The organism is Pseudomonas alloputida (genome assembly GCF_021283545.2).
GTDB classification, from domain to species: domain Bacteria; phylum Pseudomonadota; class Gammaproteobacteria; order Pseudomonadales; family Pseudomonadaceae; genus Aquipseudomonas; species Aquipseudomonas alloputida.
Genome location: NZ_CP128540.1, coordinates 3,953,692 through 3,969,389, shown reverse-complemented (window position 1 = coordinate 3,969,389; position 15,698 = coordinate 3,953,692). Strand labels below are relative to the sequence as shown.

Below are 15,698 nucleotides of genomic sequence, written 5' to 3'. Positions count from 1 at the left end.
GAGCAAGCCCGCCCAGTGCGGGCCTTTTTTTGCCCGGAGATCCCATGCGCCACAACACAAACAACCCGGCACCTAGCAATGACCCGCGGGACCTGAACGATAACGCACTCATCCTCGACGAGCTCATGAACAGCTTGGAGGAAACTGCCAAAGATCGTTTCGAGCGAGATCGATACACGGTTCAGGCATTTCACAATATTGTTATCGACGCTAAGGCCCAGATAGACCCCACTGTCGAGGCTGCCAAGGAGGCCGTTAACTCGACGGCGGATGCAGCCATAGAGGAGATGCAGGAAACCGCAGCCAACCTTGGCGACGATTTCAACACTTTGCACAAGGACACTCTGGCCGAGCTTCAGGCTGTCATTCCGAAGTACGACGGCATTGTCGGCATTGTTGGCAGCGACCCTGACACTACTAAGAACGGTTGGTATCAGTGGGATGCCGGAACCCACAGTTGGATGCGGCTAGCGGATCAGCCGGCCATGAGCGCCACTGTCGAGGCGCTCCGGAAGCAGGTCAGCGTGCAGGTTAGACCGCGCGGGAAAAGAACCGGTAATGCGCCTCTGATCTTTGGTGCCAACGGCGCCCAGGTCCTGTTTGGTATCGACCAGAAAGCCCCACGAGGCCCTCAAGATCGACGAGGCGCAAACGTAATGCTCGGAAGCACCCCGATTCTGCCCATGATTCCACTGCTGCGCCCTCGCAGCAAAAACTTCACCGCCGACACCTTGGTGATGTCTGGATCGTCGGTGATGATGCAATCTGGGGCGCAGTCCTCGGGTATCACGCCAAGCTCCAGCTATGACGCGAAGCTGATCGAAGAGCAGAACCAGAAGCCTTCGCCACAGGTTATGGCTGGCGTAGCTGATGGCCAGATTTGGAAATATGACCCGCTTGGCTCCACTCAGTTGACCTCGGTTGGCACCTGGCTGGCGGCCCAGGCCGTAGCCTTCGACATGGTGAAGGCGCTCAAGTCCACCGGCAGCGCCCCGCAACCTCACTCCATCACCAAAGATGGGCGAGTCCTCCGCGACGGCAATGTTCTGTTCCACAAGCTGGTCACCGGACAGTCTCTCGCCCGGGGCTCTCGTGGCGTCATACTTGACCCGAACGGCAACATCGTTATCGACGGAAAGACTGGCCGGCTGTTTACGCCATACACTTTGGCCGGTTATTCCGACAAGCTGTTCACCCTGCCGGGCGGTCCACGGCCAACGTCGTGGGTAGGCGCAACTGAGTTTGACCCCATCCGCGAATATGCTGCTGGTGTGGAAGCCGAGACCCCGGCGTCTTCCTACATGCTGGCTTACCGCCGCTGGCATGAACGCACATCATCCATCGATCCGCGGATGCTCTACAGCATCTCGGCTCTTGGTGGTACCGCGTATGCCGGCCTGAAGAAGGGGACGACCACCTACACCAACGCAATTGCCCACGTCACCGCAGCCAAGGCTATCGCGGACGCCAATGGGTGGGATTACCAAGTACCGAGCCTGTCGATCGTTCACGGCGAGAGCCAGGTCAGCACCACCCAGGCCGAGTACGTGGCGATGCTGGCCGAGTGGATCAGCGACTATCGTACCGACATCGTCGCGATTACTGGTCAGGCTGTTCCACCGGTCGCGTTCATATCCCAGATGCTGACCGGCGAAACCGGAACCATTCCGGCTATTCCGCTGGCTCAGCTGCAGGCCCATAACGATAACCCGAACATCGTTATGGTCGGGCCGAAGTATGCCTATGGCTATTTCGATACCTACCACATGCTTGCCGAAGGCTACGCCAAGATGGGCGAACTGGAGGCCCGCGCGGAACGACTGACCCAGGTCAGCGGCAAGTGGCAGCCGCTGAAGGTGCTTTCGGCTTCGGTGTCGGGCTCAACCATCACACTCAAAATGAACAACCTGCCCAATGGCAATGCCGGAACTCCCGGGCCGATTGGAGGACTGGTGATCGATACCGAGACGGTAAAGGACCCCGGAAATGCTGGGTTTCTGCTCTCTTCGGGAACCATCACCTCGATCGCAGTTGGCGCCGATGGAGCAACCTTGGTGATTGGAACCGCTGCCGCCGTCACCGCTGGGACCGTGTTGACCTACGCCCTACAGCCTTCCCTCAGCTCTCCACAAAACGGGTCTGGGCGTCGCGGCTGTATCCGAGACTTCGTGACGATGATCAACGGCAAGAAAGGCTACAAGGTGAATGCGCTGGCCCAAGCATTGACCATGGCCTCGTTCAACACTGCCGGCTCCTTTACCATCGGCCTGGTGTGCGACCTGCACATTGGGCTCGGGAGCATCACCCAGGGCCTGACCACTGACAACCCGGCACCGTGGGTTATCTACTCCAACGCCGGCGGATCAGGGGCGATTACGGTCAACATCGGGCCCATCACCGTTTCAGAGGTCACCTCTGCCGCTTGGCCGCAGAAGCTCAGCGCCGCGAAACTGACCGCATTCGTGCTCATCTACGACCGAGCCGCAGGGAAGATCAGCATCCGTTACAACGGGGCTGAAATGTGGTCGATCACCAACGAAACTGTGAAAACCCTTGGCCTGATGCCTGAGGTGAATATGGGCGCTATCCGAGTAGCCGGTGCCTCGACATCTGTCGTATCGCGGGCCATGTCGTCCAACGCCTTTGTCGCCTTCGAGTCTGCGCTGTCTGGCGACAACCTGATTGCACTCGAAAAAATGCTGATGGAAGCAGCTGCAGCCTGACAGGCCTGCTGATCGTTGAGCCCGCCAAGCAGATCTGCATAACTCAGGTTCTGAAGGATTGCAGCTGCGAGGCTACTGTCATTGTGAGTTGCCTGACTGAGCCGGTTCTTGAAGCATCTTCGGGCTGAAGCTCGGAATCACCATATTGCCGTGCTTGTATTGCTGATAACTGGTGTAGGGCAGCACAACGGTATCAGCAATGCCAGACGCTGCCATATCGATCAGGATTGCGTATGGATCTGAATGTACTCCCGTTCTTTCCGGCCCAGTTAAGTTGCAAAACTGATACGCAACGCCGCTATAAATCCGAGGGATCTCTGGGCAGTAGGAATCCCATTTCGCTAGGTCGTCCACGGCCTTTTCTTCATTAGACACAGTGCGCATCGTCCCGCACCCGCTCAGTGCTACCGCCAGCGCACATCCTATCCACAACCTCATATCAGCCTCCTGTCTCGCTGACCTCGAAGCCCATTACTGTGAAGGCTAGAGCAGCCATCAACGTCCGTCACGAATGGAATCCACCAGTTTGTTGAGAATGCCTTCTTGGTGCTGGCGGTTGTAACAGCCTGGTTGATTCGGCGGGGAGGCATCGCACGCGATCTTGTGAGGACTAGTAGGGCTCCCATAAGAGCTGTTGGAGAAGTGGGAGCATCCGGTAAGCAAGCAAGTCACTATTCCAACTGCAAAAAATCCGTTTTTCATAGCCAGCCTCGTGCATCGGTTAATACAGATTGGACGACTAAGTATCACAGAAGACACATCCATGCCCGCCTCGTGCGGGCTTCTTTTTGCCTGGAGAAAAAATGGCCAGACTCACCGAATCTCAGGCCGGAGGCGCGAACGTGCTCCGGTTTCTGGATCTGATCGCCTTCGCCGAAGGCACCCAAGCCGTGAAGGGTAGCGACGACGGGTACAACGTCCTGTTCGGCAAAGGCCTGTTTCATGGGTATGCCGATCACCCTCGCCAGAAGATCACCCGGCTCTCCAATGGCAAGTCGATCACCAGTAGCGCGGCAGGCCGCTACCAGTTTCTTGCCGGTACGTGGGACGAACTGGTGAAGCGCTACGGATTCAAGGGGCGCTTCACGCCAGAGGCGCAGGACTTGGCAGCCATCAAGCGATTGGGCGAGCGTGGTGCGCTGCAGTTGATCAAGGATGGAAAGATCCGCGAGGCAATAGCCAAGTGCGCTAACGAATGGGCCAGTTTCCCGGGCAACAACTATGACCAGAACCCCAAAGCCTTGGGCGCGCTGCTGGCTCAGTGGCAGAAGCTCGGAGGGGCGCTCGCATGAACTGGCTCAGCGTGGTACCGGCCTGGTGCTGGTGGCTGATCGCCCTGGTGCTTGTCACCGGCGGGCAGCAGTACCGGGTGGCGGTGGCTGATGGGGCTGCGTCTGATGCGCGTGCGGAAACCGCCAAGACAGAAAAGACCCTGGCCGATTACCGCCTGGAGGTTTCCGAGCGCGACCGCCGCGCCGCAGCCCAAGCCAGGCAGGAAGAACAACGACGCGCCGAGGCGCAGGAGGAGGCAAGAGCCCATGCCCAGAAAGCACGAAAGATTGCTGATAATGGCGCTGCTGGCGCCGATGCTGCTGGCCAGCGGTTGCAGCGCGACGCCGAAAATCTCGTCGCTTCCGTCAGTTGCGCCGGCACGGATACCGCCGCTGTCGCCAGAGGCGAGACAGCCACCCGCGCCGCCATGGTGCTCTCCGACCTGCTCGCACGGGCTGATGCTCGAGCGGGACAGTTGGCGAAGGCGTATGACCGAGCCAAGATAGCGGGAGACCAGTGCGCCAAGGAGTACGACTATCTGAGCGGGCGATAGTCGCGGAACCAGTCTGATTAAGCGGTGCCATAGAAGTACTACGACCTGTACTACGTCTTCATCAGCTTCCTAGCGCCAGTTTCCGCACGCGTATTAGGCAGGACGGTGATGTTCCGTAGTATCTTGAAATACTGGGATCCTAGGATGAGGAAGAAACTGATGGACGGACTGCCTATCACTCAGGTGTCGAAAGCGGTATTGGGAGCATCAGCTGTTATCGTGGGTGATAAGGAGCTTGCGCGATTCGATACCGAGCTCAGCCGCTGGGTCTTGAATGTGGAGCCTCGAAAGAACGCAGATGTTTTCGAAGGGGCTATAGGTCGTCCAGACCATCGGGATACCCTCGACGTCCATAGCTCGCCTGCCAGCGGGAGCGCTCCATTGTATTTAGCGAAAAATGACCCGCTTGCGCCGGGAGGGGATAGGGCCAAGAGTCAGGGCACGACAGAATCCGATATCCTTTCCAGCTTCGATCAGCGGCCGGCACGCGTCTTTGTGGATTCCCCGGCGCGTATCGAGCGAAACACGGACGACCCTTTCTACCGGCTAGCTGATCGTGCGTACCAGGCGACGGCCACAATCGCCAGAACCGGTCCTAGCCGATACTGGACCGCATGGCGTGCTGACAATACCCATGCAGCCGAAGGGCCAGGAAACTTCGCGGTGCTGGCCTACTCGGATAACGGCGGCGAGAGCGTTAAAGAGTACGGATACCTGACGTACTCGCCTAGCCATCCAGGAAACCAGATTGTAGATCCAATGCTCTGGACAGATCCCAAGGGCCGTCTTTGGCTCTTCTATGGCGTCCTGGGAGACAACAAGCTCTACGATGGTGTTGGTGGAGCATGGGTAGTTATTTGTGACGATCCCAATGCTGAGGACCCCAAATGGGGCGAGCCATTCCGTTTGTCTTACTACGGTGATCCGCGCCGGCCAGTCAAGATCGAAGATAAGTGGTACATAGCAATAGATGGCTGGCGCTTCTCTTCTGAATATCCTCCAGCATACATGGATCATGTAGGGCCGCATATTTACGAACTGGATTGGCAAAGCCAGAAAATTAAACATGTTTCTCAGCTTCCGCCTAACAACAACGGCCAGTACAGTGGTTTCTTTGAAACTGAGTTCGTGCAGCGGTCCGATGGAAGTGTTTTAGCTCTGCTAAGATCGTTGGGTTCCAACTCACAAATGCAGTATTCCGTCAGTCGCGACCTAATGAGGACCTGGACGCCTTGGCAGGATTACACGGTGACCGCTCCGAGCTCTTCGTCGCGTGCGTGGCTAGGCAGGACTCCCTCCGGACTCCTTCTACTTTGCTGGAACAATGATCTTGTGCGAGGAACACTGACAGTTGGTCTCTCCGATGACGATGGAGCTACATACCGGTATAAAAAAATTATCGAGCCAGATTCTTCTATTCAGGTTTCGTATCCGGTTGTCAGTTTCGGTGATGATGGTGAGATACTTATCATCTACGATAACGGTCGTGATTCTCACAAACAGATTCGCATCGCCAAGTTCAATGAGAATGAGATCATCTCTGGAAAAAGCACGCCTTCTGTCAGAGTTATCAGCGATCCAGAAAATCACTAAGGATCAGCAGTAAATCTATGCGGCCCGGATCGACTGGCCACACAAAAAACGAAGCCCTGGATGCTGGCGTCCAGGGCTTCTAGCTAGCTTGGTCCCTATGAATGGCAAGCTAGCGTGGCGAGATAATATCAGCCCGACATCCTCGAGTCACCAGCAGATCCGGTCCTATACTCAGCCCATCAACTGGACAGGGCATCGCATTTTGGACAAGCGCACCTTCATAGGGATGGTTGAGGCCGGCGAGCCGCTGATTCAGCAGGCTGTCGACGCTATGCGGGAGTATCACCAAGCCCAGAATCGTGGCGCGTCGGCGGAGGAGATCGAGCGCTTGCGTGTACTGGCTGAGTCGCTGTTCCAGGTGGTGTCCGATTACCAGCTCCGCGTCATCGCCAAGGCTCGGGGAAAGGATTTGCCGCCTCTTCACTGATCCGCTGATCGGCAATTGCCCGCGACCGATCCCGACTATACGATACTGTTTATCCATGCAGTATTGGTGCTCTATGTACTTCCTCCTCGTTCGCCGCCGCGTGAATGGCGTGGCCATCCCTACGAATCAGCTCGGCAAGATCACACCCATCCGGGCCGACATCCACATTGGTGACCACCACAGCGAGCCACTGGGCCGTGTATCGACACAGGCCTGGGTGTTCAACCCGTCGCCTGGGCCGGACATCATCCCGCGGCTGCACGATGCCAAGGTCAACGGCATGGCTCAGCTCGGCATCAACATCAACGGGGTAGAGGAGATCGATGGCGTTCTGTACGCCCAGTCTTGGTGGTGCAGGGCAGAATGATGGCCGGGATACCGAAAGCATGGCTGGATGAGCTGAACGACCAGTTCTCTTTGATAACCGATCCAGACGGCCGCGCCGCTGTGCTCGATGAAATGGCCTATGCCGCTCACCGCCGGCATGAAGTTAATTCGGAGAACCTGGTCGACATGCTCGAGCTTGCCGAGGCGGGCAGGGTATGGGCGCTGATGGAGCACGAAGAGGCTTGGGCTATCGGTCTCTTCGGGGGTTACGAGACTGACCACCATGCCGGGTACCAGGTGATCAAGGGTTCCGGAAAACCGGCCAGCTGTGAGTAGCCATATAAAGGAAGGGAATCGGTCGGCAGAACGCCGGATGCAGGCCGAAGCCCGTGGGGAGATTTTCGGGGGATGGTGAAATCTGGTATTGCACAGTGCGGCACCGTTTGCAGCGAGCGCCCGCTCAAGGCCTTGATCCGTAAGGCTTTAGGTGTGTCCTGCACGCATGGGGTGCAAGGGGTCGAGTGTTCGAATCACTCCGTCCCGACCATATATTTCAATGACTTAGGCCATTTCCGAAAGGAGTGGCCTTTTTCATGTGCGTGACTTTTGCGTCACTTCTCAGGGTTTTACCCCTGCCGGCACTGTGCTTGCAACAGCTCGACCCGTACCTGGGTGACCTAGCCCTTGCGCGTAGCAGCGTGAGTCCATCCATGCCACCGGCTCGGCCCGGTGCTGGGCCGACATGTGCTAAACCGCACATCGGCCCAAGGCCAACTACAGGCTGGCCCATCGGCGCCGCATCCACCATGGCACTGACACAGAGTGATACGCCCCCTCAGCTGCCAGCGGCCCAGTGGCGCCGCTTGTCCATGATGAAGTCGACGAAGGCCCGCAGGCGCAACGGCATGTGTCGGCCTTGGGGATACAGCAGGGTGAACGGCCGCGAGCGGCCAGCGAAGGGCCGCAGCACCTCGACCAGCGAGCCCTCGGCCAGCTCGCGCTCGACGATGAAGCGGTAGGTCTGGAACAGTCCCGCGCCGTGCTTGGCCAAGGTCACGCCACCGAGCACGTCGTCCGAGCAGACGTAGCCGCCCTCGGTGAGGACTTCCCGCTCGCGGCCCTCCTCGTCGAACAGCCAGGCGATGCGCCGACCGCTGCTGGGCAGTTCGAACTGGATGCAGTCATGCTGCGCCAGTTCTTCAAGGCTCTGCGGCGCGCCTGCGTGTTCCAAGTAATCTGGAGTGGCCACCACCACCAGCCGGGCGTCTTCCAGCGGCCGGGCGATCAGGGTCGAATCCGGCTGTGCACGCACGCGGATGGCCAGGTCGTAGCCCTCGCCGACAAAGTCGATGTTGCGGTTGCCCAGGTGGATGTCGACCTGCACCTTCGGGTAGCGCCGTCGAAACTCGGGCAGCAGCGGCAGGATGCGGTGGTGCCCGTAGGTCGTGGGCAGGCTGATGCGCAGTGTGCCCGAAGGCTCCTGCTGCTGCCCGGTCACCACCCGTTCGGCCTCCACCAGCTGGGTCAGCGCCTGACGACACTGTTCGTAGTAGCCTCGCCCGCCCTCGGTCAGACGGATGCTGCGGGTGGTACGGACGAACAGTCTGGAGCCCAAGCGCTCTTCCAGGCGGCTGATCGAGCGACTGACCGCTGCCGGCGTCACGCCCGCCGCGAGAGCGGCCGCGGTGAAGCTGCCCAGCTCCGCCGCCAGGCAGAACAGCTCGATGCTGCCGAGTAGGACGTCGTCGAAATGCCGCTGCATTGATTACACCATGTATCAACTGAAGTTCTCGCTGCCATATTTATCCTTATCTAAAGCAAAAATATAGTCCTCCCAACGGCGCTCTTCTGCGTCACCTGATTGGGAGAAACGACATGAGCAACAGCAAAACGGTAGTGATCACCGGCGCCTCCAGCGGCATCGGCTTCGGCCTGGCCAAGGCTTTCCTCGCCAGTGGCTTCAATGTGGTCGGCAATGCCCGCTCCGCCGGACGCCTCGCCGAGGGCAAGGCACAACTGGACAGCCCCGCCTTCATCGGCGTGGCCGGCGACATCGCCAAGCCTGAAACCGCCCGCCGCCTGATTCAGGCCAGCATCGACGCCTTCGGCCAGGTCGACGTGTTGGTCAACAACGCTGGCTTCTTCCTGCCCAAACCCTTCATCGAATACAGCCCGGAAGACATCCAAGGCATGCTGGAGACCAACCTCAAGGGCGTGGTCTACGCCTCCCAGGCCGCCGCCGCGCACATGATCGAGCGGCGCCAGGGTCACATCATCAACATCACTGCTGCCGTGGCGCTGCAACCCAACATCGCCGTGCCCGCCGCCCTGCCGGTGCTGATCAAGGGGGGCCTCAACCAGGTCACCCGCGCCCTGGCGCTGGAGCTGTCGTCGTACAACATCCAGGTTAACGCGGTGGCTCCCGGCATCATCGAGACGCCGATGCACGATCCGGCCAGCTTCGACTTCCTCAACGGTCTGCAACCGGCCGGACACATCGGCCGCGTCAGCGACATTGCCGACGCCGTGCTTTACCTGGCCAACGCCGGGTTCACCACGGGCGTGGTGTTGCCGGTCGACGGCGGTATGAGTGTCGGCAAATGGTAATAGGCTGAACGTAACGGGGAGGCATCCCGCCTCCTTGCCCTCATTTCCCCACCCCATAGGAGTAATACCATGCCCTTCGTCAGCGTCCGCATCACTCGCGACGGCGTCACCCGTGATCAGAAAGCCCAGGTCATCAAGGAAATCACAGAGACCTTGCAGCGAGTGCTCGGAAAGAAACCTGAGCTCACCCATATCGTGATCGAGGAGGTCGACACCGATAACTGGGGCTACGCCGGCATGACCACCACCGAGTACCGCAGCAAAGAAACTCAGGGATGAGTTCCGAACTGCCCCGGCGGCGCGAATCAGCGCCTCCAGGGCGGCCTTGGCTCGACACGCTTGCGAAGGAGAATCCACTTGAAGACCGCCATGAGCAATACATCCAGGCCCGTGACGAAGGCGGTATGGGTGATGCTGGTGTGTTGAAGTCCGACGGATTGGAAAATGTTACCCAAGCACAAGGCCACTGGCGTCGGTCGCTGGTTTAGATCGCTATCTGAAAGAACTTGGTCCAGAAAATATGCTGTTGGCGGGGGGAGATGCAGTTGTCTGCTAGGATTCAGCACGCTGGCCAGAGTATTGAATGTTGATCGCTTGTCTCCATGTCGAATAACTACTTAGGGAAGAGATATGTCCATCCATGCAATCACCATCCCCTGTTTCGCCCAAATGTTACGGACCCTATCGGCACTGTTGTCCAAGGGAGAGTCCTGCGCGCTTGAAGGGGGCTACGATCCGATAATCTTGCTTGAGTCTCGGCTAGCGCCTGACATGCACAATCTTGCTCGGCAGGTTCAATACGCGTGCGTCCAAGCACAGGAGGCGGTTCAGCGGCTTACACATCAGCCGCTTGAGACGCTCTCGCCGCCAGAGGACATTGCATCAGCGAAGGCTCTGATTGAGCGAACGTTACGACTACTGGATACTGCTGATGCCGCAGCGATAGATGCAGCAGCAGACCTCAAGCTCGCAATCGAGCTACCCAATAACATCACGTTCGATATGACTGGCAGTGAGTACGCAGTCAATTGGGTTACGCCACAGTTCTACTTTCATCTAGTCACGGCCTATAACATTCTGCGTCACAACGGCGTTCCGCTCGGAAAGGCCGATTACGTGCAGCACATGTTCGCCTATCTGCGACAGTGAATCCTGCACGAGGTGGGCGCTAAGCAACTGTGCCGCGCTCGCCACTCGGGGCGGTCGCAGTTTGTTTGTCCAGCGATGTGGACGCCATTCCCGCCCCTGGTTGCAATAAGGGGCGGCGATCAGTTGAAAGCGAGCTGATCAGGCAAATTGGTAACTCAGCCGAATGTGATGCGTACCCTCCCGGATCCGGAGATCTTAACTTCCTCAGGATAACGCTGGCACATAGACAACTTGGTCACGTCCACCATGTTTGGCCGCATAGAGACCGCCGTCAGCGCGCTTTATTGCATCATCAATCTGCTCACCCTGGGTGAGCAGGGCGCACCCAATGCTCATGGTCATCTTCCGAGGGCCGCCGGGTAACAGAAACGGCGCGCTGCCGATTGACTGACGCAAGCGCTCCGCAATCTGCGCCAATTCTTGGCTATCTTTAACCCGTAGCAAGGCTACGAATTCCTCTCCTCCCTGGCGTACCAGCAGGTCATCTGGCCGCAGCGTAGCCCGCAGGCGGCGGGCGCACTCGCAGAGCACTTTATCGCCGGCATCGTGGCCATGCTCGTCATTGACCGATTTGAAACGGTCGAGGTCTGCGTAGACGGCACCTAGCTGTAAACCTCGCTCCTCAGCCAAACGAAGTTCTCGGTTCTGAAATGCTGCCAACGCCCCGCGGTTCCATAGTTGTGTCAAAGGATCAAGCAAAGCCCTGCGCTGCCCGCGATCCATTTCAACACGCAGAGCGTGATTGACCTGAGCTAGGCTCCGCAGTTGCAAATAACCCTCGGTGAGCGTGGCTAAGTCCCGAAAATTAGCCTGTTGCGCGTCGCTGAGCTTCCGCGGCCGAGGATCGAACATGCACAGGGTGCCAATGGCTTTGCCATTTGAGGCACGTAACGGGTGGCCCGCATAGAACCGGATATAGGGTGGGTTCAGCACGAGGGGATTGTCCTCGAAGCGTGAATCGCACCTGGCGTCGGAAACCATCAAGGTATCTTCACCGAGAATCGCGTAGCCGCAAAAGGACACATTGCGCTTCGTCTCGCTTACCTCGATACCGATTCGAGCCTTGAACCACTGCCGATCCTGATCGATTAGGCTGATCAGAACGGTCTCCACCTGGGCTAGTTCTTGGGTGAGTCGTACCAAGGTATCAAGATAATGCTCGGCCGGCGTATCGACCAAGTCCATATCATCAAGTGTGCGCTGACGAAGTGCTTCATCAGCGGGTAGGGGACAAGCTGGCATGTCTGTTACTCCACTCCTTGGTTCTTTTTTTCACAAATGCGGATAGAAAATTCTCAAGCATCTTGACCAATGCCGCACACGCTCGGCGCCTTCAGGCCAGGCCAGCCGGAATAGAGAGCATAGCAAACCGGTTGGCTCTATCCCGGATCCTCCAGTGGGTATACCTGCGGCGTTGATCGGCGCGGCTCGGTCGGTCGCCCAAGACCTCGACAAACTTCTCAGACCTACAGACGGCTTGAACAAACGGCTGAGGTTGTCGCCCCTGCCTGCCTTATTGGAAATCCGGTATTGACCTCGAGTTAAGTCAAGGTTTTAGAGTGGCGTCCAGACGCTCTCGCTGCTTTCGGAAACGAACTCACAAAGGACCCGGAATGGACACTCCGACTTCACTGCTGATTTTCCAGATCACCTGCTGCATTGGCTTGAGCCTGTGGCTGAGTATCAGCCTGATCAACAACTTGCATGCCTTTGCCAGCTCAGCCGGGGCGATCGGGGAGACCATGTCGATGGCGCCGCTGGCCCAACCTCCCGCAATCAGCCTCCCTCTGCTGGTGCGAGCGATGACCTCTCACGCCATCCATCGCTTGGCCTTGTCGATCATAGTGCTGACACAGGCAGCCGCCGCTCTCGCGGCCTGGGTCGGGTGCTATGAACTGCTGCTTGGCGCTGGCCTGGAGGTGGCGCGGCCCTGGTTGAACCTGGCCTTGAGCGCAGCGCTCGGGTTCCTGTTCGCGATGCTGCTGGGCGGGATATGGTTCGGCTACTGGATCCGCCAGGAAGGGTTGCAACTGACCCATCTGCTGTTGATGGTCTGGATCCTGCTGCACTTCGTCGTACTGAATGTCCGCTGGAGTTGAACGGCCCAGGGAAGCTTGGAGCATTTCAGTTAAAAGGAGCAACGGATGAAAATGATGATCGTAGGCGCCGGCAGAGGGTTGGGCCGGGCTTTGCTCGAAGGGCTCGGCAAGCCAGGGGACACGCTGATCGGCGTATCACGCAAACAGCCGTCAGACTTGGCCCTTGCCCCGGGCATCGACCTGCAGTGGGTCGATGCCGACCTTGCCAAGCCAACGGCGGCTGTAGCACAGATCGCGGATCGGGCACCTGCCGATCTGGATGTCCTGATCTACAACGTTGGCATCTGGGAAGAACACGCCTTCAGCGAGCACTATGCATTCCTTGACGACAGCGACGAATCGATCACCAGGCTGGTCGAGGTGAACATCACGGCCACGCTGCTTCTGCTCAAGCGCCTGGTGCCCAAGTTGCTTGGTGCGCCCCGGCCGCAGTTGATCCTCACTGGTTCGACCTCAGCTCTTCGCCAGAGTGGGCGCCCGGAGGTAGCGTTCGGCGCCTCAAAGTTCGCCCTCAACGGCATGGCTGATGCGCTGCGCGAAGGTTTCAGGGATGACAACCTGGCCGTGACCGTGCTCCAACTGGGTTATCTGAATACCGACGACTCCCTGAACACGCCATTGGCACAAGCCGCAGCAAGTGGCGAGCGGCGCCAGGTACCGGTGCATGATGTGGTCACCATGGTCGACGCGCTGTTGCGCTTGTCCGGGGCTTCGTTCGTACGGGAGCTGATCTTGCCGGCCATCGGTGATGAGCGCTTCTGAGGCCAAAGCACCGGAGCCTTTGCGTGAGGGTTCGGCTTTGATGTCTCAGTCGATGGAACTGAATCTTGGACCGCGTCCAGCGAGAAAAGAGGCAAGGGGCTAGGTCGTTGGGTCGCCTTCAAAATCGGGAGACGCATAGGTCTTGAAGGCACCCAGTCGATGATGAGTCATTCAGCGCATCATGCCCAGTTCAGCATCATCCATCAGTGCCTTGGCTAACGTGCAAAGGTAGTGCGAAGCCCAGATCAACTGAGGTTTGTCCTCCATCAATCCATCCAGAGTCATGTCCCGTGCATAGCCCATCAGCTCCGAAGCCTGTTCACGGGCACTCTGGCAAGGTATGCCGGCTTCGATGCGGAAGAGGGGATGGGTCTGGTTTTCACCTTGGTAGAAGGTGGTTTTGCCGACGGTGAATTTGGTTTCTTCTGTGGACATTGTTCAGTTTCCCCAAGATTGCTTCAGCCTGTACGGGCCTATTCGCGGGTGAACCCGCTCCTACGGGAGCACGGCAGTCTTCAAGGCTGAGGGAGTGCCGGGGAGGGTATCCGCGAAGACGCCGGCCCAGGCAGTACATCAGCGACACGTCAATGCATAGTCCGAGGTTCACTGGGCATCTGCACTTGGGCTATTGCGGACTCGAGCAAAGCTCTCAAGGTCTCCAGTTCATGCATCGAGGTCATCATCAGAATCGACGCGGGTGACTTGGGCTGCAGCAGGATTGCCTGATGCACGACAGTTGCAGCGCAAAGCGCGTAATCCGTGGCCTGGATCAGGGTGTCTTCAAGGCAGAGGGACCGGTGGGGTGGGTCTGGAACGATCTTGAGCATGGCGTAACTCCAACGTCGGAAAGTGGAGCTACCTCAACCTTGCTGTCAAACAAGATGGTGGCAGCTGTACGCGGGTTGACAGACCGAGACGTTGGCACTCGGCGCACCACAGGGTGCCCACACGTACAGCCGCCATGAAAGCGAGCACATGAGGACAACGTCAGCGGTCTGTCAAAACCGGTCGCTGAATTGGCAGCGACAGGCCGAGACTAGGGATTCTCCGATCAAGTCAGCACAGGCCATCTGACCTGTGCTGAAATAGCCCTCCGTCCAACTGCCTTCTACAAGTCCGCCATCCCATGAGCCAGATGAGCTTTTCCGATTTCGAGTACGCCGGTAAGCGCAAGCAAACCCGTCGCGAGCGTTTCCTGGCCGAGATGGAACAGGTGGTTCCGTGGAGTGGACTGGTGGCGTTGATCGAGCCTCACTACCCAAAGGCTGGCGGTGGCCGCAAGCCTTATCCTCTGGAAACCATGCTGCGCATTCACCTGCTGCAGAATTGGTTCTCTTTGAGCGATCCCGCCATGGAAGAGGCGCTGTACGAGATCACTTCGATGCGCCAGTTCGCTCGTCTGACGCTCAGCGCTCCGATCCCCGAAGACACGACGATCATGAACTTCCGGCACCTGCTGGAGAAGCATCAGTTGGCGGCCGGCATTCTGGAAACCATCAACAATTACCTGCAAGACAAGGGCCTGTCGTTGCGCCAGGGCACCATTGTCGACGCTACCATCATCCACGCGCCCAGTTCGACCAAGAACAAGGAAGGCAAGCGCGATCCTGAAATGCATCAAACGAAGAAGGGCAACCAGTACTATTTCGGCATGAAGGCCCACATCGGCGCGGATGCTGAATCGGGTCTGGTGCATCACGTTCATGGTACCGCCGCGAACGTAGCTGACGTGACGGAGGTCGCTCAGCTATTGCATGGCGAAGAGAATGTCGTGTGTGCGGATGCGGGTTACACAGGCTTGGAAAAGCGGCCAGAACACGAGGGACGGCAGGTGATATGGCAGGTCGCTGCCCGCCGCAGCACCTACAAGCACTTGAGCAAACGCAGCGTGCTCTACCAAGCCAAGCGCAAGATCGAAAAGGCCAAGGCGCAAGTGCGTGCGAAGGTGGAGCACCCGTTCCGGGTGGTCAAACGCCAGTTCGGCTATGTGAAGACTCGTTTTCGTGGCTTGGCCAAGAACACGGCGCAACTGACCACGCTGTTTGCCCTGTCGAATCTGTGGATGGTGCGCCGGCAATTATTGCCTGCTGCGGGAGAGGTGCGCCCGTGAGTCCAGATAACCAAGGCTTTGCCTTGGTTATCCAATAATCAGCGACTGAAAATCGGGCTTTTCGGCATCCCTAAGC

General features: G+C 58.3%; 19 protein-coding genes. 14 read left to right on the top strand and 5 right to left on the bottom strand.

The window, feature by feature from the left end; translation table 11 throughout:
* The first annotated feature begins 44 nt into the window (after positions 1 to 44).
* On the top strand, positions 45 to 2,723 hold the full coding sequence (locus LU682_RS18180; protein ID WP_232856814.1) for a hypothetical protein: 2,679 nt from the start codon (positions 45 to 47) through the stop codon (positions 2,721 to 2,723).
* 78 nt (positions 2,724 to 2,801) lie between these two features.
* Here LU682_RS18180 and LU682_RS18175 read toward each other — a convergent pair whose 3' ends face one another.
* Positions 2,802 to 3,161 (bottom strand): YceK/YidQ family lipoprotein, encoded by a 360-nt coding sequence (locus tag LU682_RS18175; protein WP_060495491.1) that lies wholly within the window; start codon positions 3,159 to 3,161, stop codon positions 2,802 to 2,804.
* 365 nt (positions 3,162 to 3,526) lie between these two features.
* Here LU682_RS18175 and LU682_RS18170 point away from each other — a divergent pair, with 365 nt between their 5' ends.
* The 6 genes from LU682_RS18170 (at position 3,527) to LU682_RS18145 (ending at position 7,231) form a co-directional block, all read left to right on the top strand.
* Positions 3,527 to 4,015: a glycoside hydrolase family 24 protein gene (locus tag LU682_RS18170; protein ID WP_054830735.1), complete on the top strand. Its 489-nt coding sequence runs from the start codon at positions 3,527 to 3,529 to the stop codon at positions 4,013 to 4,015.
* The gene (locus tag LU682_RS18165) at positions 4,012 to 4,548 is read left to right on the top strand and encodes a DUF2514 family protein (protein WP_060495490.1); all 537 of its coding nucleotides are present in this window, start codon (positions 4,012 to 4,014) and stop codon (positions 4,546 to 4,548) included. The genes LU682_RS18170 and LU682_RS18165 overlap by 4 nt, the downstream gene beginning before the upstream one ends.
* Positions 4,549 to 4,692: 144 nt before the next feature.
* Positions 4,693 to 6,141 (top strand): sialidase family protein, encoded by a 1,449-nt coding sequence (locus tag LU682_RS18160; protein ID WP_177342815.1) that lies wholly within the window; start codon positions 4,693 to 4,695, stop codon positions 6,139 to 6,141.
* A gap of 202 nt (positions 6,142 to 6,343) precedes the next feature.
* Positions 6,344 to 6,568 carry a hypothetical protein gene (locus LU682_RS18155; protein ID WP_060495495.1) on the top strand — a complete coding sequence of 75 codons (225 nt, stop codon included), beginning with the start codon at positions 6,344 to 6,346 and terminating at the stop codon, positions 6,566 to 6,568.
* A gap of 73 nt (positions 6,569 to 6,641) precedes the next feature.
* Complete coding sequence (locus LU682_RS18150; protein WP_060495488.1) at positions 6,642 to 6,935, top strand: hypothetical protein; 294 nt, start codon at positions 6,642 to 6,644, stop codon at positions 6,933 to 6,935.
* Positions 6,932 to 7,231, top strand: a complete 300-nt coding sequence (locus tag LU682_RS18145) for a hypothetical protein (protein ID WP_020193597.1) — start codon at positions 6,932 to 6,934, stop codon at positions 7,229 to 7,231. The genes LU682_RS18150 and LU682_RS18145 overlap by 4 nt, the downstream gene beginning before the upstream one ends.
* A 499-nt stretch (positions 7,232 to 7,730) precedes the next feature.
* Here LU682_RS18145 and LU682_RS18140 read toward each other — a convergent pair whose 3' ends face one another.
* Positions 7,731 to 8,657 (bottom strand): LysR family transcriptional regulator, encoded by a 927-nt coding sequence (locus tag LU682_RS18140; protein ID WP_010953436.1) that lies wholly within the window; start codon positions 8,655 to 8,657, stop codon positions 7,731 to 7,733.
* Between the two features lie 113 nt (positions 8,658 to 8,770).
* Here LU682_RS18140 and LU682_RS18135 point away from each other — a divergent pair, with 113 nt between their 5' ends.
* From LU682_RS18135 to LU682_RS18120, 4 genes are all read left to right on the top strand, one after another.
* Positions 8,771 to 9,502: an SDR family NAD(P)-dependent oxidoreductase gene (locus tag LU682_RS18135; RefSeq protein ID WP_060495487.1), complete on the top strand. Its 732-nt coding sequence runs from the start codon at positions 8,771 to 8,773 to the stop codon at positions 9,500 to 9,502.
* Positions 9,503 to 9,571: 69 nt separating this feature from the next.
* Positions 9,572 to 9,781, top strand: a complete 210-nt coding sequence (locus tag LU682_RS18130) for a tautomerase family protein (protein ID WP_010953438.1) — start codon at positions 9,572 to 9,574, stop codon at positions 9,779 to 9,781.
* Positions 9,778 to 9,990 (top strand): hypothetical protein, encoded by a 213-nt coding sequence (locus LU682_RS18125; protein WP_061405625.1) that lies wholly within the window; start codon positions 9,778 to 9,780, stop codon positions 9,988 to 9,990. The genes LU682_RS18130 and LU682_RS18125 overlap by 4 nt, the downstream gene beginning before the upstream one ends.
* Before the next feature lie 142 nt (positions 9,991 to 10,132).
* Positions 10,133 to 10,651, top strand: a complete 519-nt coding sequence (locus LU682_RS18120; RefSeq protein ID WP_049587643.1) for a DUF1993 domain-containing protein — start codon at positions 10,133 to 10,135, stop codon at positions 10,649 to 10,651.
* A gap of 204 nt (positions 10,652 to 10,855) precedes the next feature.
* On the opposite strand, the gene LU682_RS18115 is transcribed toward LU682_RS18120, so the two are convergent.
* Entirely contained in the window at positions 10,856 to 11,893 is a 1,038-nt protein-coding gene (locus LU682_RS18115; protein ID WP_010953439.1) for a sensor domain-containing diguanylate cyclase, read from the bottom strand.
* A gap of 371 nt (positions 11,894 to 12,264) precedes the next feature.
* Between LU682_RS18115 and LU682_RS18110 the strand changes: the two genes are divergently transcribed.
* Together LU682_RS18110 and LU682_RS18105 are read left to right on the top strand one after the other, a co-directional pair.
* Complete coding sequence (locus LU682_RS18110; protein ID WP_049587645.1) at positions 12,265 to 12,750, top strand: DUF2165 domain-containing protein; 486 nt, start codon at positions 12,265 to 12,267, stop codon at positions 12,748 to 12,750.
* A 45-nt stretch (positions 12,751 to 12,795) separates the two neighbouring features.
* A complete protein-coding gene (locus LU682_RS18105) occupies positions 12,796 to 13,512 on the top strand; it encodes an SDR family NAD(P)-dependent oxidoreductase (RefSeq protein WP_010953441.1) in 717 nt (238 codons plus the stop codon).
* 171 nt (positions 13,513 to 13,683) lie between these two features.
* Here LU682_RS18105 and LU682_RS18100 read toward each other — a convergent pair whose 3' ends face one another.
* Both LU682_RS18100 and LU682_RS18095 read right to left on the bottom strand, forming a co-directional pair.
* Positions 13,684 to 13,947 (bottom strand): DUF3077 domain-containing protein, encoded by a 264-nt coding sequence (locus LU682_RS18100; protein ID WP_049587647.1) that lies wholly within the window; start codon positions 13,945 to 13,947, stop codon positions 13,684 to 13,686.
* Positions 13,948 to 14,096: 149 nt separating this feature from the next.
* Positions 14,097 to 14,339 (bottom strand): hypothetical protein, encoded by a 243-nt coding sequence (locus LU682_RS18095; RefSeq protein ID WP_060495175.1) that lies wholly within the window; start codon positions 14,337 to 14,339, stop codon positions 14,097 to 14,099.
* A gap of 299 nt (positions 14,340 to 14,638) precedes the next feature.
* Between LU682_RS18095 and LU682_RS18090 the strand changes: the two genes are divergently transcribed.
* Positions 14,639 to 15,622, top strand: coding sequence for an IS5-like element IS2000 family transposase (locus LU682_RS18090; RefSeq protein ID WP_180689090.1), 984 nt, complete (start codon positions 14,639 to 14,641; stop codon positions 15,620 to 15,622).
* Positions 15,623 to 15,698: the final 76 nt, after the last annotated feature.